This window comes from Zymobacter sp. IVIA_12111.31 C1 (assembly GCF_047495495.1).
In the GTDB taxonomy this organism is placed as follows: domain Bacteria; phylum Pseudomonadota; class Gammaproteobacteria; order Pseudomonadales; family Halomonadaceae; genus Zymobacter.
The window spans coordinates 1,111,853-1,134,029 of record NZ_CP179930.1; the positions used below are offsets into that span (position 1 = coordinate 1,111,853).

Consider the following 22,177-nt stretch of genomic DNA (forward strand, 5'->3'; position numbering starts at 1 on the left):
ACGGCACAGGTCGTCTTTAACGCAAAGACACCGGTATGCCACGGAGACAACGTTGAGCCTTATCCTGACTCGACGTCTATCAATGTAGACCAGCCCGTCAGGAATCCCATCAATGAAAGACGGTTTGTGGTGATAAAGGCGACGCTTGGCGCGGTGCAGGTATGATCGTGAGCGCGAAAGGAAGGTTGGTAGCGCGCGAGGGGGAGTGGTGTACCGTGAATGAAAGAGGGATGGCGGTGTATGAATAGGAGAGTCCGGCAGAATAAAAAAGGAGCCAAGAAGGCTCCTTTTTTATTACCGCAAGAACTGGAACGCTTATTGCTGAGCGTTCTGGGCAGGCAGTGTATCCGTTGCCTGCGGCGCAGCCGTAGCGGATGTGTCGACCGTCGTGGTGATGGCCGGTTTTTTGGCGCTGGCATCGGAACCGTCTTTCGGGATGGTACCGATCATGATGGCGCCGGCAATGACGAGAGCGACACCCACCAGTGAGAACACCAGTTCGCGGGAAGTCTTGCTTTCTTTGAGGATGAAGATACCGCCAAGAGTAGCGATCGCCAGGTTGGCTTGGGAAAGGGAGAAGCCGATGGCCGTACCAATGCGTGCGACAGCCAGCATCATGGTGACGTTACCGACTGCCCAGACCAGGCCCGGAATGACGTTGAGGGCCGTATCACGGGACAGCGGTTTGTGGGCCAGAGACATGATCAGTGCACCACCGACCATACCGATAGCCTGCGGCAGCAGCAGACCCCAGACGCCGTCACCTTCGACGTGACCCAGACGCGGGATGAGCACGTAGGCAACGTAACCGGCGGTGGAAATCAGCAGACGAATGATACCGGTGAGCATGTCACTGGTAGATTCACCGGCTGTTTCAGATACAGCGGTTTTGTCCTTGATGGAGGTAGCAATGGCACCCAGAACGATCAGCAGCAGTGCGATACCGCCGATGATACGCGCGTAAGAAGAGCTCCATTCACCCAGTACCAGCACACCCAGCAGCGCAGTGAAGATCAACTGCATGCTGGTGGACAGCGGCATGGCCTTGGATACGCCCAGACGGTGGATGGCAGCGAACTGGTTGATCTGACCGATGGCCCAGCAGATACCAGATGCGATGCCGATCCAGAAGATATAGGACGTCATCACCGGCTGCTTGACCAGGAAGATGATAATGGCCAGTACCAGTGCACCGAGGGTAACCCCCAGCGTCTGACGATGCTGTGTTCCACCAAAATGTGTTGCGATGAGCGGCATCATACCCCACATCAGGGCAGGCACCAGGGCCAACAGGATATCCATGAAACTCTCCTCACGAGTGTTGGTGCGGCCTAGAGGGGGCCGCTTTCTTGCGAAAGGTGTCAGGATGGGGAATCAACCTTCTCCTGACAATAAGCATGCGCTGGCATGCCGCAGCTTTAGGCCTAATTAACGGCTATTTGCCGAAAAAGACGACGTGCCAGTAGGCAAAGCTCAAGGGTGCCCATACAGATCAGCATATAGCCGATAGATTCTGTGGTCTCCTCGGCTAGGTTCTTCACGATGCGAATGTAGTGCTCGCCCATGACATCCATCCATAGTACCTGACGCCCGAACAGACGAGAGAAGACGTACGTTGTCAGCACGCCCGCCATCAACAGACCGAACGAATAGGAACCCGCGTAAATGTTCAGCTCCTGCAGAAAGGCCTTCCAGTGACGCACCAGCGTGTACACGGCGTACAGCGCCAGAATGGCCACGATGGCTTTCCAGATGGCCTTGGTGCCAACCAGATCTTCGAAGCGCAGATGGTTCTGGCGCGCGATGGACGCCAGCAGAAACAGGCCTAGCAATAGACACCCATTGCGAAGGACGGGCCATTTTGCACGGGCAAAGAGTGTAAATACAACCGAAAGACTCAACATCAGGTTCTGCATGAACTCTGAGAAACCGAAATGAGAGGAGTCGAACTTGTCGTAGCCCAGATCGGGAAGGCGGGCTTCCCAATGAATACCCAGATTGTAGATGACGAATAGAGCGATGTAGCACAGTAAGCGCAGCAACATGGCGTTGCGCTGTCCCGCCGTCAGCGGTAGAAGAGGTGATGGATGTGCCATAGCAGAGACCCCGTAGGATGAAAAGAATATAGGTCGTAGAGCATGCCGATCGTTTGGTCGCTAATTGTAACGGCATGCCCGTCCTACATGCAGCACAAATCCCATATTAATATGTCATATCGTGCTTTTATCCGGTTTATGTGGCTTCATCGGGGGGTTGTATTGGCGTTTCGAGTCGATTAGAGTGAGTCTTGTGTTACAAGAAGTAGCACTAATATGTCTATCTGAAACATTCCCATGGAGGGGATTGTCATGACTCGACAGGAACGTCTGAATGTCATCCGTACGGCAGCCGAACACCGCCGCCTGATCAATGAAACGGCTCGCCGCCAGTTTGACCTGAATGCCAATGACCTGCGTGCTCGCTCGCATTGGCTGACGCAGACGGCCGCCATGATGTCGCGGCCTTCTCGCGTCCTGTAACAGCGGTACCGTTCGACAGTTGCAGCCCGACTGACAGGAGGTCAACGGGCTGCAACTGCCGCTTGATCTGTCGCCGCCGAGCGATATCCTGTTACCGCTTACCGCTTACCGCTTACCGCTTACCGCTTACCGCTTACCGCTTACCGCTTACCGCTTACCGCTTACCGCTTACCGCTTACCGCTTACCGCTTACCGCTTACCGCTTACCGCTTACCGCTTACCCGCGCTCAGATCAGAAGTCGTGCTGCTTGCACGCTACTGCCAAGTAGCGTGCCCGTGATAGCTGTGCTACGCCTTCATCAATGCTTCATCTCTTTAAATCGTCGTCAAGGACGTGTTAGCGCACTGACGCCGAAATAGCGGTATTTTGCGCCAGCCTTGCAATACTCATATGCCTATAAGAAGAAAGCGGCGCTCTAGTTCAACCAGAGCGCCGCTTTCGTGTAGTGACGTGCCTATGCGGGCAACGGATAGCGTTTGAAATAGGACTGCACGCTATTGTAGAGCGCTTCAGCAAGCGCCCTTTGATGCTCGGAGGTTACCAGCCGGCGACAGTCGTCCCGATTACTCATGAAGCCGTTCTCGACCAGGATCGAAGGAATTTCTGGTGATTTGAGCACGGCAAAGGCCGCTTGGTTGACGTGACGTTGATGCAGGGCGGTTGCATGGGAAAGTTCCGGCAGCATCAGCTTGCCCAGATTCTGACTGGCCGCGATCGTGCCTTGCATCGACATTTCCAGTAGCATCGACGATAGGCGAGGATCGTCACGGTGCAGAGCGCTTTCGCGCAGTGATGCATATTGGTCGGCGCTGTTCTCACTGTCGGCCATCCAGCGTGCCATGGCCGATGAAGAACCATGTTCGGACAGAATATACACCGAGGCCCCTTTGGCGCTGGAAACGGGTGCAGCATCAGCATGGACGGAGATGAACATATGCGCACCGACATCGCTGGCTGCCAGAATGCGTTCATGCAGTGGCACGAAATAGTCGCCGGTACGAATCAAGCGTGGTTTGAAGGCTGCGTTTTTCTGCAGTAACCCAAAGAGTTGCTGCGCAATGCTGAAGGCAACCAGCTTTTCGTGGGCACCGTCATGGCTGACAGCGCCCGGATCTTTACCGCCATGACCGGGGTCGATGGCAATGATCGCTGGGCGGGCGCTGGAAACACGCTGTCCTGCTGCACGTGCTGCGGCGCTGCCGTCCAATGTCACGATCACCTTGCCGGAAGGCTGTGCGCGCAAGGATGCTTTGACGTCGTGCTGAAGGTCCAGCACAAGCCGCAGTCCGTTGCCCTTCACGCCACTGCGAACGCGAGTGATTGGCCCTGAAGCCAGTGCGGAAGTATCCGGCAGTGGAGGTGCGATACCCGGCAGGTCGATAATCAGTCGAGGCGGATTGGAAAGCGTGAAGCATGATGCGTTCATGACAGGAGCCGTGGTATCGAATACCAGTTCGGTCACGGACGAATGACGTGACATGCCGTAGCGCTGTATCCGCGGTCCGGCCGTGGCTCCCCAGGCCGAACGGCCGTAGACGGGGACCAGTGAAAGACCACTGATCAGCCCGATGAAGTCGCGGCGTCTCATTATGTTCTCCTGTGGGCGATTAGGGCAGTAGCGGTATCAGTAATGCAATTATATAACGTACTGTGAATGTCAGAGGGTAAAGATACCTTGTATTTCGGCCTTAACCGTATTGATACCTGTTTCGCTTAAAAGTTGCGTAGCCGCAGCGATCTAGCCTGTTTTTGATAGTAATAGTCAAATATATGCTTGAAAAATAGCGGTAATGGCGCGCATTGCAAGGCGTCTTATTCTCTTGGAAAAAGATGGATAGTCGTGAGAAGACGATCTAGCGTGCCGCCAACGCCGCCAACGCCGCCAACGCCGCCAACGCCGCCAACGCCGCCAACGCCGCCAACGCCGCCAACGCCGCCAACGCCGCCAACGCCGCCAACGCCGCCAAAGCCGCCAAAGCCGCCAAAGCCGCCAACGCCGCCAACGCCGCCAACGCCGCCAACGCCGCCAACGCCGCCAAAGCCGCCAAAGCCGCCAAAGCCGCCAAAGCCGCCAAAGCCGCCAAAGCCGCCAAAGCCGCCAAAGCCGCCAAAGGGGTGGCGTCTATCGCCCGGGGCCGAGCCACGTATGAGTGAGCATGTGCAGGAAGTGGAGGGTGTTACAGGAAGCGTCTTTTATTGTGGAACGTGATTGGTGCTGGTGCTTGGCAGGCATCAGTGTGCGGTGAGTGGCCGTGAGGTAGGACGCTAGCATGCAGCGGCAATCAGGCATGAGGGGATGGCCAGGTATGCAAGCGAGGTTACACACCTGGTCGAGGGTCTCAGTGGGATTTTGGGTGCCGCTCTAGTTCGGCATTGCGTGCTCGAACCCACTGTTCCAATTCGGGACTCAGCTCAGTATTGATATTCTGATTGGGGTGCGCACTGGGGCTGAGTGTATGAGTAACTTCAATGGCCAGCTTGGCTGACCAGCTGCAGTCGCTATTGCGGCATTGTACATAGGCCTCGCGGAATAGCGGCGTTGGCTGTTTGCTGCTGCGGATACGCAGTGGGGAGTTGCAGTGTGGGCATTTCCAGCGCATAGACATGATCAGTTCTCCTCTATTTCTTATCTGTTGGATCGGTGTGTGACTGTCATCCCTTGTCAGGCACACGGTGCAGCAGAATCGGTGTCAGCGGTGATAGCGGCGTTCCATTTCGGCACGCTCTTGCAGGTAGACTTCCAACCCCTTGAGACACAGCATCCGGCACGTCGGCGACACTGCTCGTCCTTCCTTACGTGCAATACGTTCGATGTCGGCGCGTTCTTCAGGCATGAGGCGCAGGCTGATGGGGCGTGACATGCCGCGAGGGCCATAGTTGCCTCTGGGCCGCACATTGCCTTCAGATGAGCGATCTGTTGGGGTTGTGAAGGGTTGGCAGTCTCCTACCGGATTCGAAAGTGATGACATACGTAACGCTCCATCGTCGACGAATGTTTAACGAGTTCAAATCTAATTCTTTATGAGTGTGTTTTCAATAAAAACACCTTCATAATGAATTTTTTTGCACCTTGTGGATGAAAAATCGCGGTCATTCGGTAAGTCGTCCTGAGACCTTCCTTCCTTTCCTTGATGTTTCCTTTTCGCTGCCAATCAGTAGCAAACAATGCACTAACCTACTGTTACAAAGATATTCATAGGCCGCGTTGTCATATTGCTTGGCACGCGAGAGATGTTACGCAACGGCATGCACATTGGATAATGGTTGGCGATGTAAAACTCGAAACGAGAGCGTTATCTATATAGAACAATGCGATACGAATTATCCAAAAGTCTTACCAATCGCGCTGCAAGTAGCGCTATTGCTGGCATCAGTGGCGATGACGAAGCCAAAATGAGAGTGGCCGCTGCCGCGTGACGGCTGCTTCGAAAAGAGGTTGATACTGTCGAATCTGGAAGAGAAAGCGTCAGGGTGAACGCGCATCGAGAGATGAAATGAAGGGGGCTGTGCGAGGGCAGGTGACTTTCGAAGAAGGGAAGAGTCGTGCGGTGTGGGGTAGTGAACAATCGTTCCTCTAGCCTGTGAGGCGGGCTGGAGTGGACGGCTCTAAAACGTAAGCGGGAAAGGGCTTGCCATCTGACGGGGCGCTTGGTTCTCAGCGGCTAGATACAAAAAAAGCGCGAGGCAGCTGCCTCGCGCTTTCGTGTATTCCAGTCTTGCAGGGCAAGTGTGGAATTAGAACTGAGTACCGATGGACAGGTTGGTAGCGTCCAGCTTGTACTTGGAGTCGATGTCGTAGCGCGTGTATTCGACACGAGCGAAGACCGGGACTTCCTGGAACTGGTATTTCAGACCCAGACCGTAGACCGGTGCAGTGTTGTCGCTGTGTTTAGCGCCAGACTGCTTGATGGCATCGTCGCTCTGCGTGTAAGCAGCACCTACGCGTGCATAGCCGATGAAGCCAGCGTAAACCGGGATTTCACCAATAGCGCTCAGGCCGTAGGCTTTGGTGCCGATGTCGCCGCGGTTGCCGTTCTGTTTCACTTCACCGAGGTCGTTGTAGCTGACTTCAGTTGAGAACCAGTTGTTGAATTTGTAGCCAACAAATGCGCCTGCCGCACGGCTAGCGTTTTTGTCGATGTCGAGCGTAGAGCTGTCTTTGGTATGCGCGATGGTGTTGTTCACGCCGATACCGGAATACAGACCGTGGCTAACGTCTGCTGCATTCGCCGTTCCGATGGCCATAGCTGCAGTGAGTGCTACCGGTGCGACCAGCGCCAGAGAAGAGAGTTTCATTGAAGTACTCCTGTCATCTTCAATTGCAAGGCATCCGCCTGGGTGTCCGGTATGTTGCCGAACAGTGTTTTTTAATATGCATGCTAGCCGTGACGAAATCAAGCCTATCGTGCGTGCAGAACGTGATTCGCCACCTGAATCATTACGTGTACCCTTGCATTCTTATAGAACTGCAGTGGCGATAACGCAAGTCCGCATCCGCAGAATTGCGTTATCTATGCATGCTTTATCAACAGAAAGAACAATGCCGTTTCAGTGCGTTACCTTGCATACATCATGCCTGCGCAATGATGCTCGATGCTTGCTCGCGATACTGTGGCATGCGGTCGAAGTTCATGTAGCGATAGATGTCCTCTGCTTGAGCATCCAGCGTTTTCATTGTGGCCAGATACTCGTCCAGAGAGGGTATATGGCCCAGCAGTGCCGTCATCGCAGCCAGCTCCGCCGATGCCAGGAAGACATTGGCACCGTTGCCCAGTCGATGGGGGAAATTGCGGGTTGATGTCGATACGACCGTTGCACCATCGGCTACGCGGGCCTGATTGCCCATGCACAGTGAACAGCCGGGAATTTCGACGCGGGCACCGGCTTGTTCGAAGAGGGTGTAATAGCCCTCGGATTCCAGCAGCGCACGGTCCATGCGGGTCGGTGGCGCTATCCATAGCCGCGTGTCCAGCGTTTCCCCTTGATGCTGTTCCAGCAGCTTTCCTGCGGCGCGGAAGTGACCGATGTTGGTCATGCAGGAGCCGATGAACACTTCGTCAATGGTGGTACCTGCCACATCGGAGAGCCTGCGAGCATCGTCAGGGTCATTTGGGGCGCACAGAATGGGCTGGTTGATCGTGGCGAGGTCGATTTCGATAATAGCGGCATATTCGGCGTCGGCATCTGCGCGCATTAACTGCGGCGTTTCCAGCCATGTCGCCATGCGTACGATACGGCGTTCCAGAGTGCGCCGATCGCCATAGCCGTTGGCGATCATCCACTTCAGCAGGGTGATGTTAGAGCGAAGATAATCGCAGACCTTGTCTTCTGACAGTGTGATCGTGCAGCCTGCCGCGCTACGTTCTGCAGAAGCATCGGACAGTTCGAAGGCCTGTTCGACCGTTAGGTGCTCAAGGCCTTCAATTTCGAGAATGCGTCCCGAGAAGATGTTCTTCTTGGCGGCCTTGCCGACTGTCAATAGACCCTGTTCGCGTGCCATCAGTGGAATCGCATGCACGAGGTCACGTAGCGTGATGCCGGGCTGCGGTTTGCCCGTGAAGCGCACCAGCACGGATTCCGGCATGTCGAGCGGCATCACGCCTGTTGCTGCTGCGAATGCTACTAGCCCCGAGCCCGCGGGAAAGGAGATGCCCAGCGGGAAGCGGGTATGCGAGTCGCCACCGGTACCTACGGTATCCGGCAGCAGCATGCGGTTGAGCCATGAATGGATGATACCGTCGCCGGGGCGCAGAGAAACCCCGCCGCGGTTCATAATGAATTCGGGCAGGGTGTGCTGCGTGTCGATGTCTACGGGTTTGGGGTAGGCCGCGGTATGACAGAAGGACTGCATGACCAGGTCAGCCTGAAAGCCCAGACACGCCAAGTCTTTCAGTTCGTCACGTGTCATCGGGCCGGTAGTGTCCTGAGAGCCGACCGTCGTCATGCGCGGTTCGCAGTAGGTACCCGGACGAATGCCAGCTACATCGCAGGCCTTGCCGACGATCTTTTGCGCCAACGTGAACCCTTTCTGCGACGGCTGCGGTGCTTCGGGCGTGACGAATACATCGCTCGGCGGCAGCGACAGAGCTTCCCTAGCGCGCTGTGTCAGGCCGCGCCCGATAATCAGCGGAATGCGTCCGCGCGCGCGAACTTCATCTAGCAATACCTGGGTTTTCAGGGTGAAGTTCGTCAGCGTTTCATCGCTGCCATGGCGAGTAATCCGGCCTTCATACGGGTAGAGGTCAATGACATCCCCCATGTTCAGAGCGGAAACGTCCAGTTCGATCGGCAGCGCACCAGCGTCTTCAAGCGTATTGAAGAAGATGGGCGCGATTTTGCCCCCGAAGCAGAACCCTCCCGCACGCTTGTTGGGCACGTAGGGGATATCATGTCCAAAGTACCACAGCAGCGAGTTGGTTGCCGATTTACGTGAAGAACCGGTGCCGACCACATCCCCAACATAGACGACGGGATGGCCTTTGGCCTGAACCTGTTCTATCTGCGTCAGTGGACCGATAGCGCCTGCTTCATTCGGTGCAATGCCTTCTCGTGGTTGTTTCAGCATTGCCAGTGCGTGCAGTGGAATATCTGGACGCGACCAAGCGTCCTGACCCGGCGATAAGTCGTCGGTATTGGTTTCACCTGACACCTTGAAAACGGTCAGTGTGATGACCTCCGCCAGCGGAGCACGTTCCAAGAACCATTCGGCGTCGGCCCATGACTGTAGTACCTCTTGTGCCGCCGCATTGCCCTGTCTGGCGCGCTCTTCGACATCGTGGAAGGCATCGAACATCAGAAGGGTGTGCTTTAGCTGCGACGCTGCTTCGCGCGCAGTCGTGGGGTCATCGAGTAGTTCGACCAGCGGTGCTACGTTGTAGCCGCCCTGCATCGTGCCCAACAGCTTGATGGCAACATGGCGCTGAATCAGCGGGCTGTGTTCTTCTTCCCGCGCAATGGCGGCCAAAAAGCCCGCTTTAACGTACGCGGCCTCGTCAACGCCGGGTGGAATGCAATGGGTAAACAGGTCGAGCAGATACTGTTCCTCACCTGCCGGTGGCTGCTTGAGCAGCGATACCAGCTCTGCTGCCGTTGCGGCATCCAGCGGACGAGGGGGAATATTGACGGCAGCGCGCTCTTGGGCATGCTGCTGGTAAACGTCGAGCATGAACGTATCCTCGGAAAATATGCCGTGGTTATTGTTGTCCGGCGGGACGACAGGCGGGGTGGAACGCTCGCCGACCGTCTTCGTTCATTGCCTGCAGCTTCATGAGGGAAGTGCCGTGTGGCAATGACCTTTCGACCATATCTGTGGCAGAGAGATCAGGCAAGTGCGCTGTAAGTATAAGCCGTTCGTCGATAGGGGCTGTCTGAGTGGCACGGGCAGAAAGAGAGGCATGCGGGGGCGAGTCGTGGTGAGTAACCTGCCGTGCGGCACACGGCAGGTCAGAAAGGCTTACCAGGTAAAGCGCTGAAGTGTGAGCTGGCCATCGGCATAGACGGCTTCCCACATAGCTTGCTCGTCTTCGCGCCAGTCGCCCAGCACCAGACGGCGTCCTATGCGTCCTTCACCTAGTTCTACGCGGTGTTCGTTGGGGCGGTGGGTATGGCCCTGAATCAGTACGCGAGTATCGGCAGCGTTCATCTGGGCAATGACATCGTCTTCGACGACGTCCATGATGTCCGCGCTCTTGGTCGAGTTGGCTTCTCCTGACTGCGCGCGCAACTGGGATGCCAGGGCGATGCGCTGTTCGAGCGGCATTGCCAACACCTGCTGCTGCCATGCCGGAGAGCGAACCTGGGCGCGGAACTGCATGTAGGCCTGATCCTGCGTGCACATCGAGTCGCCGTGCATCAGCAGAATGCTTTCATTACCCAAAGTAATGACGGTAGGGTCATCCAGTAACGTGAGGTGCGCCTTCTGAGCGAATGTACTGCCCACCAGAAAGTCACGGTTGCCGTGCATGAAATAGACGTTGCGCTGCTGGCCTGCGTAACGTTGCAGGGCGTCGGCGATCTGCTGCTCGAATGGCCCCATGCCATCATCGCCCACCCAGTGTTCGAAGAGATCGCCCAGAATATAGAGGGTATCGGCTTCTTGGGCGCGCGTTTCCAGATAATTCAAGAAGGCCTGCGTCAGTGCAGGGCGGTTGGCCTGCAGATGAAGGTCGGCAATGAACAGGGTGCTCATAAGCGATTCCGAAAAAGTGAACGTCAGCGAGATGAATGCCGGCTCTCTACATCGCTATTAAAGGAATGCCATGTCGGCGACAGCGTGCATGTGAGAACGGTTTTCTGACCGAAGCGTTTATATAAGAAGCTGCCCGCGCGGGTGGCGGGCAGCGAAGAATGCTGAATCAGACCGGCTCAGTCTTCAATGACGTAAGCGCGTTCGACGATGACGTCTTCTTTCGGCACGTCCTGATGACCGTTGCGGTTGCCCGTACGAACGGCTTTGATGGCGTCAACGATGTCCAAACCTTCGACGACTTCACCGAACACGCAGTAGCCCCAGCCGTGGCTGGTCGGTGCCGTGTGGTCGAGGAACGCGTTGTCCTTCACGTTGATGAAGAACTGTGCCGTAGCGGAATGCGGATCCATGGTGCGGGCCATTGCCAGCGTGCCGCGCTTGTTGGAAAGCCCGTTGTTGGCTTCGTTCTCGATCGGTGCGCGGGTATCTTTCTGGAGGAATTCGCGGTCGAAGCCGCCCCCCTGGATCATGAAGCCGTCGATGACGCGGTGGAACAGCGTGCCGTCGAAGAAGCCGTCGCGCACGTACTGTTCGAAGTTGGCAGCGGTTTTCGGTGCTTCTTTGTCGAACAGGCGGACGGTGATGTTACCGTGGTTGGTTTCGAGACGAATCATGCCAGTGTCCTGTATAAAATACGAAGAATTGACGGCTGTGCCGCCATGAGATGAACGTATGCAAGCGCATACAGCGCTCGTTGATCGCGTTATAATAGCGTTTTTGGCCGTACAGACGAAAGCTTGAGCAGGCTGGTTTCGATAATGATGCTGGCTCGGCAGGCTTTGCGTCAGGTCCACGGATATCTGCGATCTCCTGTCTATCGGCCGCGTGCCTTCGGCACCCGAGACAGAGACGATCCTTACACGACTCTCACTATGAGGTTCAGCGACGTTCCATGAGTGTTGAAAACAGTAGCGCACCGAACTTTCTCTACAATCAGATCCGAGAAGAACTCGAACAGGCCGGCGGTGGAACGATTGTGACGCGCTTCCCGCCGGAGCCGAACGGATTCCTGCACATCGGTCATGCCAAGTCGATCTGGGTCAACTTCGGCCTTGCCGAACACTTCGGCGGCAAATGTAACTTGCGCTTCGATGACACCAATCCCGAGAAGGAAGATCAGCGCTTCATCGACGCCATCAAGGAAGACATCACGTGGCTGGGCTACCAGTGGAACGGTGAGGAACGCTACGCGTCGAGCTACTTCGAACAGCTGTACGCCTGGGCACAGTATCTGGTGCGTGAAGGCAAAGCCTACGTCGATGATCTTGATGCCGAAACCATGCGTGAGTACCGTGGCACGCTGACTGAACCCGGCCGTAACAGCCCGTACCGCGAGCGCGGCGTTGAAGAAAACCTCGACCTGCTCGAACGCATGCGCGTCGGTGAGTTCCCGGAAGGGGCCAAAGTGCTGCGTGCCAAGATCGACATGGCGTCGCCGAACATCAACCTGCGCGACCCGGTGCTGTACCGTATCCGTCATACCGACCACCATCAGGCTGGCGATGCGTGGAAGATTTACCCGGCCTATGACTTCGCGCATGGTCAGTCCGATGCCATCGAAGGCATCACGCATTCCATCTGTACGCTGGAGTTTGAAGACCACCGTCCGCTGTACAACTGGTTCCTCGACAACCTGCCGGTTCCGGCACGTCCGCGCCAGATCGAATTTGCGCGCATGAACATTAACTACACCGTCACGTCCAAGCGCAAGCTGAAGCTGCTGGTCGATAGCGGTGTGGTCAACGGTTGGGACGATCCGCGCATGCCGACCGTTGCCGGTCTTCGTCGCCGCGGCTATACGCCCGCCTCGCTGCGCAAGCTGTGTGAAATGACGGGTGTCGCACGCTCCAGTGGCGTCGTCGATATTCACATGATGTACCACGCCATCCGTTCCGATCTGGAAGAGAACGCGCTGCGCGCTATGTGTGTCATGAAACCGCTGAAGGTGGTGCTGACTAACCTGCCGGAAGGGCATGAAGAGATCATCGAAGTGTCGTCTCACCCCGCCCGCGACGACATGGGAACGCGCAAACTGCCACTGACGCGTGAAATCTGGATCGATCAGGACGACTTCATGATTGATCCGCCGAAGAAATTCTTCCGTCTGGCACCGGAAAAAGAAGTACGTCTGCGCAACGCGTACGTTATCCGCTGCGACGAAGTCATTACCGACGATGCTGGTAACCCTATCGAACTGCGCTGCAGCGTCGATCTGGATACGCTGGGCAAAATGCCGGAAGGTCGCAAGGTCAAGGGTGTCATTCACTGGGTCAGCGCCGATCACGGTGTGCCTGTCGAAGTGCGCAACTACGACAACTTGTTCCTGGACGAAGCGCCTGATCGCGATAAAGAGAAGGACTTCCTCGAACATCTTAATCCAGAATCTCTTGAGGTGGTTCAGGGTATTGGTGAACCGTCTCTGGCGGATGCCGCTCCGGAAACGCGCTTCCAGTTCGAGCGTATTGGCTATTTCTGTGCCGATCGCTGGGATCACGGCAAGGATGGCAAACTGGTGTTCAACCGTACGGTCAGCCTGAAGGATGGCTGGGCCAAGGCGCAGAAGAAAGGGTGATTCGGACATGGCCGAGATGAAGATTTACAACACACTGACGCGCGAGAAGGCTGTCTTCACGCCGCTCGAAGGCAACAAGGTGCGCATGTACGTCTGCGGGATGACCGTCTACGACTACTGTCATCTCGGTCATGGGCGCGTGCTGGTGGCGTTTGACGTCATCACTCGCTATCTGCGTGCCCGTGGCTATGACGTCACTTACGTGCGCAACATCACGGACATCGACGACAAGATCATCCGTCGCGCTGCAGAGAATGGTGAGCCGATCGAAGCGCTGACCGATCGCATGATCGACGCGATGCATGAAGATGAGGCGCGTCTTAACGTGCTGCGTCCGGATATCGAACCGCGTGCGACCGGCCATATTGCTGACATCATCGCCATGGTTGAGGCGCTGGTCGAGAAGGGCTATGCCTATCCGGCGGATAACGGCGATGTCTACTACCGTGTACGTCGATTTGCGGAATACGGCAAGCTCAGCAACCGCAATCCCGATGACATGCGTTCTGGCGCACGCATTGAGGTCGAAGAAGCGAAGGAAGACCCGCTTGATTTCGTGCTGTGGAAAGCCGCTAAACCCGGTGAAGCCAGTTGGCCATCGCCGTGGGGTGAAGGGCGTCCCGGCTGGCACATCGAGTGCTCGGCGATGTCGACCTGCTGCCTCGGCAAGTCATTCGACATTCACGGTGGCGGCCCTGATCTAGTGTTCCCGCATCATGAGAACGAGATCGCGCAGAGTGAGGCCGCTACGGGCCAGCACTACGCCAATGTCTGGATGCATGCTGGGGCACTACGGGTCAATAACGAGAAGATGTCCAAATCGCTGGGCAACTTCTTTACGCTGCGAGAAGTGTTCGAACAGTACGATGCTGAGACCGTGCGTTACCTGATGGTGTCCAGCCATTATCGCAGCCCGATCAATTACGCGCCGGATTCGCTGGATGACGCTCACCGCTCGCTGGTGCGCTTCTATACAGCACTTGAAGGCGTTACTCCTGAGCAGGGTGCAGTGGATGCGCAGTACACTGAACGTTTCCATGCGGCGATGGATGATGACTTCAACACCCCTGAAGCGCTGGCAACCATGTTCGATCTGGTACGTGTGTTGAATGCGGCGAAACGCGAGGGGGCTCCCGAAGCTCCAGCGTTAGCTTTCGAGCTGAAACGTCTTGGTGGCATTCTGGGCCTGCTGGACAGCAACCCGGCAGAATTCCTGCAGGGTGGTCAGCCACTGGCGCTGTCGGCCGACGAGATTGAGGCGTATATCGAACAGCGCAATCAGGCCCGTAAGGACAAGGATTTCGCTGAGTCGGACCGCATTCGTGACCTGCTGACCGACAAGGGCATCATCCTTAAGGACTCGCGTGAAGGTACAACGTGGGTACGTGCTTGACGGTTTCTGCATAGACGCTCGTTTGTTGTACCAATGGGCATGAATCAACGCCCCGGCATCTTTCCGATGTCGGGGCGTTTTTATTTTTGTGCCAGCGTCGAGAGCGATAAACGTTGGGGATGTTGTGACGGCGACGGCAAGAGCGCGAGCGCATTGCCACCGACACTGGCGCGTGCCAGCAAGCGATGGATTTGGCAGGAAGCCATCTCTGTTCTTTAACAAGAATAAAAACAAGAAAGGAAACGCATGACTATGTCTGGAAAGACACTGACCTCCGAAGAACGAAATACGTTGATCGCTCAGCTTTCAGGTACCACTGATGATCAGGACTGGTGGCGCAATGCGGTCATCTATCAGATTTTCCCTCGTTCCTTTGCCGATGGAAACGGTGATGGTAATGGGGACTTCAAGGGCATCAGCGCACACCTAGCGCATTTGGCGGGGCTTGGTGTGGATGCGCTTTGGGTATCGCCGTTCTATACCTCTCCACAGGCCGATGGCGGTTACGACATCGCGGACTATCGTAATGTTGATGCCATGTACGGCGCGCTGCACGACTTTGATGACATGCTGGTGAAAGCACACCGCTTGGACCTCAAAGTCATTATCGACATCGTCGCCAACCACACTTCCGATCAACACCCGTGGTTTCAGGAAGTGCTGGTAGCGGCTCCAGGAAGCGCTGCACGTGATCGCTATCTGTTCCGCGACGGCCGTGGTGAGAGTGGCGAACTTCCACCTAACAACTGGCCTAGCGACTTCGAAGGTCCCGCGTGGACTCGCGTAGCTGATGGGCAGTGGTACCTACACCTCTTCTCCGAACATCAGCCTGACCTGAACTGGGACAATGCGGATGTTCTTCGTGAATTTGAAAGCATTCTGCGCTTCTGGCTGGACCGCGGGGTGGACGGCATTCGTGTCGATGCCGCTCAGTGCCTGATCAAAGAAGAAGGGTTGCCAGACTTGACCGAGTCTACGCGAGACACGGTCGACGACCCGCGTTTTGATTGCGACCGTGTGCATGAGATCTATCGCGCCTGGCGCAAAGTGATCAATGAGTATGATAACCGTGTCATGATCGGTGAAACCCCGTGGATCAAGGACTTTTCCCGTTCCGCACGCTATATGCGAGCCGACGAACTGCACACGTTGTTCAACTTCAACTATCAGTTCATGAACTGGTCAGCGAAATCGGCTAGGCAGGTAGTGCAGGCCTCTCTTGAGCAGTATGTGGGCGCAGGCTCCGTCTCGACCTGGGTCATGGCCAGCCACGATCGCCCGTACCCCGTATCCAAGCTGGGGCTGACCGATCTGGCAACCACGTTGGTGGGCATTGGGCCGCATAACGAGCAGCCCAATCTTGAGCTGGGGCTGCGACGGGCACGAGCGATTATCATGCTGACGCTGGGCCTGCCGGGCAGTGCGTGTCTGTACCAAGGGGAAGAGCTGGGGCTGTTCGATAATACTCAGCTGGAAGCAAAATATCGTCAGGATCCACGCTTCTTCACTTCACCCGATCCGAAATACATCGTCGGTCGTGATGGTTTCCGTACGCCACTGCCGTGGAACTCCAGCCAGGCTACCTTCGGTTTCAGCACCGAAGGAAGAAGCTGGCTGCCGCAACCGGACACCTATCGTGATCTCTGTGTCGACCTGCAGCAGTTTGAAGAAGATTCGACGCTCAGCTTGTATCGCATGTTGATTGCGCTGCGCCGACGGTTCGCACTGGGCGACGGTGTACTGGAATACCTCGAAAGCGATCGCGACGATGTGCTGATGGTACGCAATGGCAGGGTTACCATCATGATCAATTTCGGCTACATGCCGATAGCCATGCCAGAAGGCGATATGTTGCTGTGCAGCGATCCGACCGTCAGTGGTGACGATGCCGAGCTGCCGGGTAACGCGGCGGTGTGGTACACCACCGACTAGCATCGACGCATGTGTCATGCAGATTGAATGACGCCACCAAATAGATGCCCTGAAGGATATTTTCTTTCAGGGCATCACTGTATGCGCGCGCAGCTTTGGCGGCTCTCATCTATGCTTAACGAACGTCGGCTTCAGCGCGTTGAGCATGGTTCATGAAGAGGCTTTAGTGATTCCCGCGGACTCAACGCACGCCTATAGTGTCAAAGACAATATGCCTGATGCGACGTGAACCGCCACGGAAGCGGTCCATTCGTCGATATCAGCGGCAACGCCATGAAACTCCTACTAAAGACTACTGGTACTTTGGGGCGTAACTTGGCGTTATAGATCACATGGTAGTGCTTGTAGCGAGTCACCATCGACACACGTTCGGCTGTCGCAGATCAAGGATAGAGCACCCTGTGCGCCGAGCGCTCTTCAGGAGAAGCATCATGCAATCGTCCGAAACGACACAGCCTGCTCGCCAGCGTCAGGAACCCAGCTGGTGGCGGCATGCCGTGATCTATCAGATCTACCCGCGCTCCTTTGCCGATTCCGATGGGGATGGCATTGGGGATCTGCAAGGCATCCGGGACAGAATGAGCTATCTGGCCCGATTGGGTGTGGATGCTATCTGGCTGTCTCCCTTCTATCGCTCCCCGCAGGCCGATGCCGGTTACGATGTCTCTGACTATCGTGATGTCGATCCGCTTTTTGGCGATCTTGATGAGTTCGACAAAATGCTGTCGCGCGCTCACGAATCCGGCCTGAAAGTGATCGTCGACTTAGTGCCTAACCATACGTCCGATGAGCACGTATGGTTCAAGGAAGCGTTGGCTTCTCCTGTCGGCAGTCCGGCTCGCGATCGTTACATCTTCCGCAAGGGCAAAGGTGCCAACAGTGAACTGCCGCCCAACAATTGGCAGAGCATGTTCGGTGGCAGTGCTTGGACGCGTGTTGATGGTACGGATCAGTGGTATCTGCACATGTTCGATACCAAACAGCCGGATCTGAACTGGCACAATCCTGAAGTGCATGAAGAATTCATTCGCACACTGCGCTTCTGGCTGGATCGCGGTGTCGACGGTTTCCGCGTCGACGTCGCACACGGTATGATCAAGAAAGAAGGCCTGCCCGATGCCGAAGAAGGACAAGTAACCAACGTTGATGGCGACCGCGGTCCGATGTGGGACCAAGATGGCGTACACGATATCTATCGCGAATGGCGCAAGGTACTCGACGAGTACGACGGTGACCGTTCCATGGTGGCTGAAGCATGGGTATCGCCAGAGCGCATGGCGCGCTACATTCGCTCCGATGAAATGTGCCAGGCCTTCAATTTCCCCTACATGATGACGCCCTGGAATGCCGACGCTTACCGTCGCGTCATTCAGCGTTCGCTGGACGAGTTTGGCAAAGTCAATGCGCCGTCTACTTGGGTGCTGTCCAACCATGACGTTACGCGCCACGCTACGCGCTTCGGGATGCCTAACCCGGGAACCGTGCTGCGCGGGATCAGCCTGCACACCGAACAGCCTGACGAAGTACTGGGACTGCGTCGTGCACGTGCCAGCATCTTCATGACACTGGGGTTGCCGGGTAGTGCTTATATCTATCAGGGGGAAGAGCTGGGTCTCCCGGAAAACACGACGATGGACGATAGTTTCCGCCAAGACCCGACTTACTTCCGCACCAACGGTAAGGATGTTGGTCGTGATGGTTGCCGCGTACCAATTCCGTGGAAAGCCAAGGCGCCGGCTTATGGTTTTGGTCCCGATAACAGTGCCCATACATGGCTGCCACAGCCGGACAGCTTCGCACGCTATGCGATCGACGTTGAAGAAAAGGACCCGCTGTCCACGCTGGCGCTGTATCGCCGTGTGTTGAAACTGCGCCAGTGGTACGACTTGGGTAACGGTGAAGTGGAGTGGCTGGACGCACCGCATAAGGACGTATTGATGTTCCGTAATCGTGATGTCATTGCCGTCATCAATATGGGCGATCAGACCGTGCCTCTGCCTGACCTGCAGATTCTGGCGCAGAGTCAGCCTGAAACGATGGATGGTCTGCTGCCGGGTAATTCGGCCGTCTGGATGTTTGCGCACAAGCGCTGAGCTGACACTACTTGACGCCTAGCGTCCTGAGTAAAATGACCGTCGATGGTACCAATGGGTATGGTCGGCGGTTTTTTGTCACTCATCATACTGCGAGTACCTTCAAGTGCCGCTCAGCCCCACGGCAGTTTTTAAAAAGGGTGAGTTGGGAAGAATATTTGTCGATGAGGAATCTGGTGCTCGGTGGAGTATCGGAGAAAGGGCGGTTTTCCGGTAATAACGGTTCCATATCCCCATCTTCCATATAAAGTGAACCCAACCCAACCCAACCCAACCCAACCCAACCCAACCCAACCCAACCCAACCCAACCCAACCCAACCCAACCCAACCCAACCCAACCCAACCCAACCCAACCCAACCCAACCCAACCCAACCCAACCCAACCCAACCCAACCCAACCCAACCCAACCCAACCCAACCCAACCCAAACCCAACCAACCAACAACCTGCAACAACAACCAACCCAACCAACAACAACCACACCAACCCAACCTTAAACCCAGCCCAACCCAACCCAACCCAACCTACCAGCCAACAAACAACCCAACCCAACTGAACAACAACAAAAAAACAACCAACAACCCAACCCAACCCAACCCAACCCAACCCAACCCAACCCAACCCAATTCATCCCAACTCAACTCAACTCAACTCAACTCAACTCAACTCAACTCAACTCAACTCAACTCAACTCAACTCAACTCAACTCAACTCAACTCAACTCAACTCAACTCAACTCAACTCAACTCAACTCAACTCAACTCAACTCAACTCAACTCAACTCAACTCAACTCAACTCAACTGAGGCGTTGCGATATTGCTGGGTATTCGCTCGTCTCGCATTAGAGCGCCCAGTAAGGCGTTAGCTTGGACTGAGTGACGGAAAGGTGAGGGGCTCAAGTGCAGATTGATTCAAGCAGAAGGAGAAAACATGGGTGGGTATGTGGAATAGATAGAATGACTGTGGGGTGTGGGCCGATGAGGCAAATAAAAAGGTCCCGCACTAGTGCAGGACCTTTTGGCGCAGCGCTGGATCAAGCACGTGTGCTGATCTAGCCCAAGCGCTTGACCATTTCAGCCACCATGCGGGCAGAGTGTTCGCCAGCTTGGATGATGAACTGATCGAATGACAGCTCGGAGTGTTGGCCTGCGATATCCGACAGCGCACGGATAATGACGAACGGGCAACCATAAAGATGGCATGCTTGAGCGATCGCAGCCGCTTCCATTTCGACGGCGAGCATCGATGGGAAGTATTCGCGGACATGCTGAACGCGCATCGGGTCAGACATAAAGGAGTCGCCCGTGCAGATCAGCCCTTCGTGCACGTTCAGCCCACCCAGCGACTGAATGCTGTCACGCGCAATGGAGACCAGCGCAGGATTCGGTAGGTAAGCGGCAGGCATGCCGGGCACCTGACCCATTTCGTAGCCGAACGCAGTGACATCAACATCGTGATGGCGCACTTCGCTGGAAATGACTACATCACCGATCTGCATATGATCGCCGAAACCGCCAGCAGACCCCGTATTGATGATGCAGCGGGGTGCAAAACGCTCGATCAGGATCGTTGTGCTGACCGTCACATTGACCTTGCCAATACCGGACTGCAGTACAACAACATCAATGCCGTGCAGGCGGCCGCTGTGAAAATGCGCACCGGCTACTTCGAGTTCGCTGGCATCTTCGAGCTGTTCGACAAGGCGAACCACTTCCTGCGGCATGGCGCCAATGATGGCAACCGGTCCCTGCGGATTAAAGGTAGAGTTGAGAGTGCTCATGAAGCGAAAACCTGCTCCCATTCGTCACGTTTGCTCAGCAGTTCGCGGGCCAGTGCTTTGGCGCCTTCGAGGCTATGGCTGGCGGCCCAACCACACTGAACTTCGTTACAGGCGGGGACTTCGGTTGCATCCAGAACGTCTTTCAGCGTCTGTTCGATCAGGTTCAGCACGTCCTGATAGTCTTCATGATTGATCAGTGCTACATAGAAGCCGGTCTGGCATCCCATCGGGCTGATATCGACAATTTTGTCGGAATGGTTGCGGGACAGTTCGGCCATCAGGTGTTCAAGGGAATGCAACGCAGGCATTTCCATGTGCGCCTTGTTCGGCTGAGTGATACGCAGATCGTATTTGTAAATACGGTCGCCGTTGACGCCTTCTTTGATACCCGCGAGGCGGACATAGGGAGCTTTGACCTTGGTGTGATCCAAGTTGAAGCTTTCGACGTTCATGGCTTTTTTCTGTTCGCTCATGCCGAAGTCTCCTGTAGTGACTGCATATCAGAGAATGAGAAGAGGGCGCTTGCACCCTGCGATGGCAAGGTGGCGCTCTGATCTCTAAGGGTAGGGTGAAACGCTCCCTTCTTGAAATGGGCAAGCAAAGGGAGCGTTTCAATAGATAAAGCTATGATGATCAGCATACGCGGGTAGCGGCAGTGATCAAAGGAAACGCTTATGCTTTATCGTGATGACGAGCTGCTTCCAGCGTGTTTTCCATCAGCGTTGCGACCGTCATCGGACCTACGCCACCGGGCACCGGTGTGATGTAGCTGGCACGCTCTGCTGCCGTTGCGTATTCGACGTCACCGTAGAGCTTGCCGTCTTCGCCGCGGTTGATGCCTACATCAATCACTACGCAGCCTTTCTTGAGCCATTCGCCACGCACCAGTCCTGGTTTGCCAACGCCCACGACAACGAGGTCGGCATTGGCGACTTGAGCCGGCAGGTCCTTTGTGAAGCGGTGACAGATCGTAGTGGTTGCGCCTGCCAGCAGCAGTTCGAGCGCCATCGGACGACCAACGATATTGGAGGCGCCCACGATGGTGGCGTTCATGCCTTTGGGGTTGATGTGGTAGGCCTTGAGCAGCGTCATGATGCCTTTAGGTGTGCACGGGCGCAGCAGCGGGTTGCGCTGAGCCAGACGACCGATGTTGTAAGGGTGGAAGCCGTCTACATCTTTGTCAGGACGAATGCGTTCCAGCAGTGGCGTGCTGTCTAGCTCCTGAGGCAGCGGCAGTTGCAGCAGGATGCCATCGACGTCTGCATCGTCATTGAGGCGGTCGATCAGCTGTTCGAGCTCTTGCTGGGTAGTCGATTCTGGAAGGGTGTATTCGAGGGAGCGAATGCCTGTCGCTTCACAGGCGTTGTGCTTGTTGCGGACGTACACTTGAGAAGCGGGATCGCCGCCTACAAGAATGACAGCCAGGCCCGGTGGCTTGAGTCCGGCACTGCAGCGTTCGGTTACAGCGGCGGCGACCTGTTCTCGTACGTATTGGGCGGTTGCCTTGCCATCAATGATCTTGGCTGTCATCGACACATCTCCCTAAATAACAATGAACTGTAGCGCAGACGGCGCCACGCCACAGCGAAATAGCGAACCCGCATCCTAACCCAGGGCAGGGAAGTGCGCCATGTGAT

General features: G+C 55.9%; 19 protein-coding genes. 5 read left to right on the top strand and 14 right to left on the bottom strand.

Features of this window, described 5'->3' with window-relative positions; genetic code table 11:
• Nucleotides 1-315 precede the first annotated feature (315 nt).
• Together ACMHYW_RS04985 and ACMHYW_RS04990 are read right to left on the bottom strand one after the other, a co-directional pair.
• Nucleotides 316-1,302, bottom strand: coding sequence for a GRP family sugar transporter (locus ACMHYW_RS04985; RefSeq protein ID WP_414501148.1), 987 nt, complete (start codon nucleotides 1,300-1,302; stop codon nucleotides 316-318).
• A 122-nt stretch (nucleotides 1,303-1,424) separates the two neighbouring features.
• Nucleotides 1,425-2,096 (bottom strand): hypothetical protein, encoded by a 672-nt coding sequence (locus ACMHYW_RS04990; RefSeq protein ID WP_414501149.1) that lies wholly within the window; start codon nucleotides 2,094-2,096, stop codon nucleotides 1,425-1,427.
• Nucleotides 2,097-2,348: 252 nt separating this feature from the next.
• On the opposite strand from ACMHYW_RS04990, the gene ACMHYW_RS04995 reads away from it, so the two are divergent.
• The gene (locus ACMHYW_RS04995) at nucleotides 2,349-2,519 is read left to right on the top strand and encodes a hypothetical protein (RefSeq protein WP_414501150.1); all 171 of its coding nucleotides are present in this window, start codon (nucleotides 2,349-2,351) and stop codon (nucleotides 2,517-2,519) included.
• Between the two features lie 455 nt (nucleotides 2,520-2,974).
• On the opposite strand, the gene ACMHYW_RS05000 is transcribed toward ACMHYW_RS04995, so the two are convergent.
• From ACMHYW_RS05000 to ACMHYW_RS05035, 8 genes are all read right to left on the bottom strand, one after another.
• The gene (locus ACMHYW_RS05000) at nucleotides 2,975-4,108 is read right to left on the bottom strand and encodes an N-acetylmuramoyl-L-alanine amidase (RefSeq protein ID WP_414501151.1); all 1,134 of its coding nucleotides are present in this window, start codon (nucleotides 4,106-4,108) and stop codon (nucleotides 2,975-2,977) included.
• Nucleotides 4,109-4,373: 265 nt separating this feature from the next.
• Nucleotides 4,374-4,664 (bottom strand): hypothetical protein, encoded by a 291-nt coding sequence (locus tag ACMHYW_RS05005; RefSeq protein WP_414501152.1) that lies wholly within the window; start codon nucleotides 4,662-4,664, stop codon nucleotides 4,374-4,376.
• 195 nt (nucleotides 4,665-4,859) lie between these two features.
• Nucleotides 4,860-5,126 carry an ogr/Delta-like zinc finger family protein gene (locus ACMHYW_RS05010; RefSeq protein WP_084261928.1) on the bottom strand — a complete coding sequence of 89 codons (267 nt, stop codon included), beginning with the start codon at nucleotides 5,124-5,126 and terminating at the stop codon, nucleotides 4,860-4,862.
• An 84-nt stretch (nucleotides 5,127-5,210) separates the two neighbouring features.
• Nucleotides 5,211-5,381, bottom strand: a complete 171-nt coding sequence (locus ACMHYW_RS05015) for a hypothetical protein (RefSeq protein WP_156934057.1) — start codon at nucleotides 5,379-5,381, stop codon at nucleotides 5,211-5,213.
• Nucleotides 5,382-6,255: 874 nt separating this feature from the next.
• Nucleotides 6,256-6,816, bottom strand: coding sequence for an outer membrane beta-barrel protein (locus ACMHYW_RS05020; RefSeq protein WP_414501153.1), 561 nt, complete (start codon nucleotides 6,814-6,816; stop codon nucleotides 6,256-6,258).
• Between the two features lie 274 nt (nucleotides 6,817-7,090).
• Nucleotides 7,091-9,685, bottom strand: coding sequence for a bifunctional aconitate hydratase 2/2-methylisocitrate dehydratase (gene acnB / locus ACMHYW_RS05025; RefSeq protein ID WP_414501154.1), 2,595 nt, complete (start codon nucleotides 9,683-9,685; stop codon nucleotides 7,091-7,093).
• Nucleotides 9,686-9,973: 288 nt separating this feature from the next.
• A complete protein-coding gene (locus tag ACMHYW_RS05030; protein WP_414501155.1) occupies nucleotides 9,974-10,708 on the bottom strand; it encodes a UDP-2,3-diacylglucosamine diphosphatase in 735 nt (244 codons plus the stop codon).
• 176 nt (nucleotides 10,709-10,884) lie between these two features.
• Entirely contained in the window at nucleotides 10,885-11,382 is a 498-nt protein-coding gene (locus ACMHYW_RS05035; RefSeq protein WP_027706132.1) for a peptidylprolyl isomerase, read from the bottom strand.
• Between the two features lie 278 nt (nucleotides 11,383-11,660).
• Between ACMHYW_RS05035 and ACMHYW_RS05040 the strand changes: the two genes are divergently transcribed.
• Both ACMHYW_RS05040 and cysS read left to right on the top strand, forming a co-directional pair.
• The gene (locus tag ACMHYW_RS05040) at nucleotides 11,661-13,340 is read left to right on the top strand and encodes a glutamine--tRNA ligase/YqeY domain fusion protein (protein WP_414501156.1); all 1,680 of its coding nucleotides are present in this window, start codon (nucleotides 11,661-11,663) and stop codon (nucleotides 13,338-13,340) included.
• A 16-nt stretch (nucleotides 13,341-13,356) separates the two neighbouring features.
• Entirely contained in the window at nucleotides 13,357-14,733 is a 1,377-nt protein-coding gene (gene cysS / locus ACMHYW_RS05045) for a cysteine--tRNA ligase (protein WP_414501473.1), read from the top strand.
• Nucleotides 14,734-14,813: 80 nt separating this feature from the next.
• On the opposite strand, the gene ACMHYW_RS05050 is transcribed toward cysS, so the two are convergent.
• A complete protein-coding gene (locus tag ACMHYW_RS05050; protein ID WP_414501157.1) occupies nucleotides 14,814-14,939 on the bottom strand; it encodes a hypothetical protein in 126 nt (41 codons plus the stop codon).
• Nucleotides 14,940-14,985: 46 nt separating this feature from the next.
• Between ACMHYW_RS05050 and ACMHYW_RS05055 the strand changes: the two genes are divergently transcribed.
• Entirely contained in the window at nucleotides 14,986-16,665 is a 1,680-nt protein-coding gene (locus ACMHYW_RS05055; protein ID WP_414501158.1) for a glycoside hydrolase family 13 protein, read from the top strand.
• A gap of 431 nt (nucleotides 16,666-17,096) precedes the next feature.
• Nucleotides 17,097-18,758: a glycoside hydrolase family 13 protein gene (locus ACMHYW_RS05060; RefSeq protein WP_414501159.1), complete on the top strand. Its 1,662-nt coding sequence runs from the start codon at nucleotides 17,097-17,099 to the stop codon at nucleotides 18,756-18,758.
• Nucleotides 18,759-19,811: 1,053 nt separating this feature from the next.
• Here ACMHYW_RS05060 and mtnN read toward each other — a convergent pair.
• The 3 genes from mtnN to folD all read right to left on the bottom strand — a co-directional run bounded on the left by mtnN (nucleotide 19,812) and on the right by folD (nucleotide 22,070).
• On the bottom strand, nucleotides 19,812-20,540 hold the full coding sequence (mtnN, locus tag ACMHYW_RS05065) for a 5'-methylthioadenosine/S-adenosylhomocysteine nucleosidase (RefSeq protein WP_414501160.1): 729 nt from the start codon (nucleotides 20,538-20,540) through the stop codon (nucleotides 19,812-19,814).
• Nucleotides 20,537-21,013, bottom strand: a complete 477-nt coding sequence (locus ACMHYW_RS05070) for an S-ribosylhomocysteine lyase (RefSeq protein WP_027706138.1) — start codon at nucleotides 21,011-21,013, stop codon at nucleotides 20,537-20,539. Before ACMHYW_RS05070 ends, mtnN begins: the two co-directional genes overlap by 4 nt.
• A gap of 199 nt (nucleotides 21,014-21,212) precedes the next feature.
• Entirely contained in the window at nucleotides 21,213-22,070 is an 858-nt protein-coding gene (folD, locus tag ACMHYW_RS05075; protein ID WP_414501161.1) for a bifunctional methylenetetrahydrofolate dehydrogenase/methenyltetrahydrofolate cyclohydrolase FolD, read from the bottom strand.
• Nucleotides 22,071-22,177 lie beyond the last annotated feature (107 nt).

What these genes read in the sequence shown, in the direction of transcription:
- ACMHYW_RS04985 (WP_414501148.1), bottom strand. Translation starts at nt 1,302, where the DNA reads ATGGATATCCTGTTGGCCCTGGTGCCTGCCCTGATGTGGGGTATGATG.
- ACMHYW_RS04990 (WP_414501149.1), bottom strand. Translation starts at nt 2,096, where the DNA reads ATGGCACATCCATCACCTCTTCTACCGCTGACGGCGGGACAGCGCAAC.
- ACMHYW_RS04995 (WP_414501150.1), top strand. Translation starts at nt 2,349, where the DNA reads ATGACTCGACAGGAACGTCTGAATGTCATCCGTACGGCAGCCGAACAC.
- ACMHYW_RS05000 (WP_414501151.1), bottom strand. Translation starts at nt 4,108, where the DNA reads ATGAGACGCCGCGACTTCATCGGGCTGATCAGTGGTCTTTCACTGGTC.
- ACMHYW_RS05010 (WP_084261928.1), bottom strand. Translation starts at nt 5,126, where the DNA reads ATGTCTATGCGCTGGAAATGCCCACACTGCAACTCCCCACTGCGTATC.
- ACMHYW_RS05015 (WP_156934057.1), bottom strand. Translation starts at nt 5,381, where the DNA reads ATGTCACGCCCCATCAGCCTGCGCCTCATGCCTGAAGAACGCGCCGAC.
- ACMHYW_RS05020 (WP_414501153.1), bottom strand. Translation starts at nt 6,816, where the DNA reads ATGAAACTCTCTTCTCTGGCGCTGGTCGCACCGGTAGCACTCACTGCA.
- acnB (WP_414501154.1), bottom strand. Translation starts at nt 9,685, where the DNA reads ATGCTCGACGTTTACCAGCAGCATGCCCAAGAGCGCGCTGCCGTCAAT.
- ACMHYW_RS05030 (WP_414501155.1), bottom strand. Translation starts at nt 10,708, where the DNA reads ATGAGCACCCTGTTCATTGCCGACCTTCATCTGCAGGCCAACCGCCCT.
- ACMHYW_RS05035 (WP_027706132.1), bottom strand. Translation starts at nt 11,382, where the DNA reads ATGATTCGTCTCGAAACCAACCACGGTAACATCACCGTCCGCCTGTTC.
- ACMHYW_RS05040 (WP_414501156.1), top strand. Translation starts at nt 11,661, where the DNA reads ATGAGTGTTGAAAACAGTAGCGCACCGAACTTTCTCTACAATCAGATC.
- cysS (WP_414501473.1), top strand. Translation starts at nt 13,357, where the DNA reads ATGAAGATTTACAACACACTGACGCGCGAGAAGGCTGTCTTCACGCCG.
- ACMHYW_RS05050 (WP_414501157.1), bottom strand. Translation starts at nt 14,939, where the DNA reads ATGGCTTCCTGCCAAATCCATCGCTTGCTGGCACGCGCCAGTGTCGGT.
- ACMHYW_RS05055 (WP_414501158.1), top strand. Translation starts at nt 14,986, where the DNA reads ATGTCTGGAAAGACACTGACCTCCGAAGAACGAAATACGTTGATCGCT.
- ACMHYW_RS05060 (WP_414501159.1), top strand. Translation starts at nt 17,097, where the DNA reads ATGCAATCGTCCGAAACGACACAGCCTGCTCGCCAGCGTCAGGAACCC.
- mtnN (WP_414501160.1), bottom strand. Translation starts at nt 20,540, where the DNA reads ATGAGCACTCTCAACTCTACCTTTAATCCGCAGGGACCGGTTGCCATC.
- ACMHYW_RS05070 (WP_027706138.1), bottom strand. Translation starts at nt 21,013, where the DNA reads ATGAGCGAACAGAAAAAAGCCATGAACGTCGAAAGCTTCAACTTGGAT.
- folD (WP_414501161.1), bottom strand. Translation starts at nt 22,070, where the DNA reads ATGACAGCCAAGATCATTGATGGCAAGGCAACCGCCCAATACGTACGA.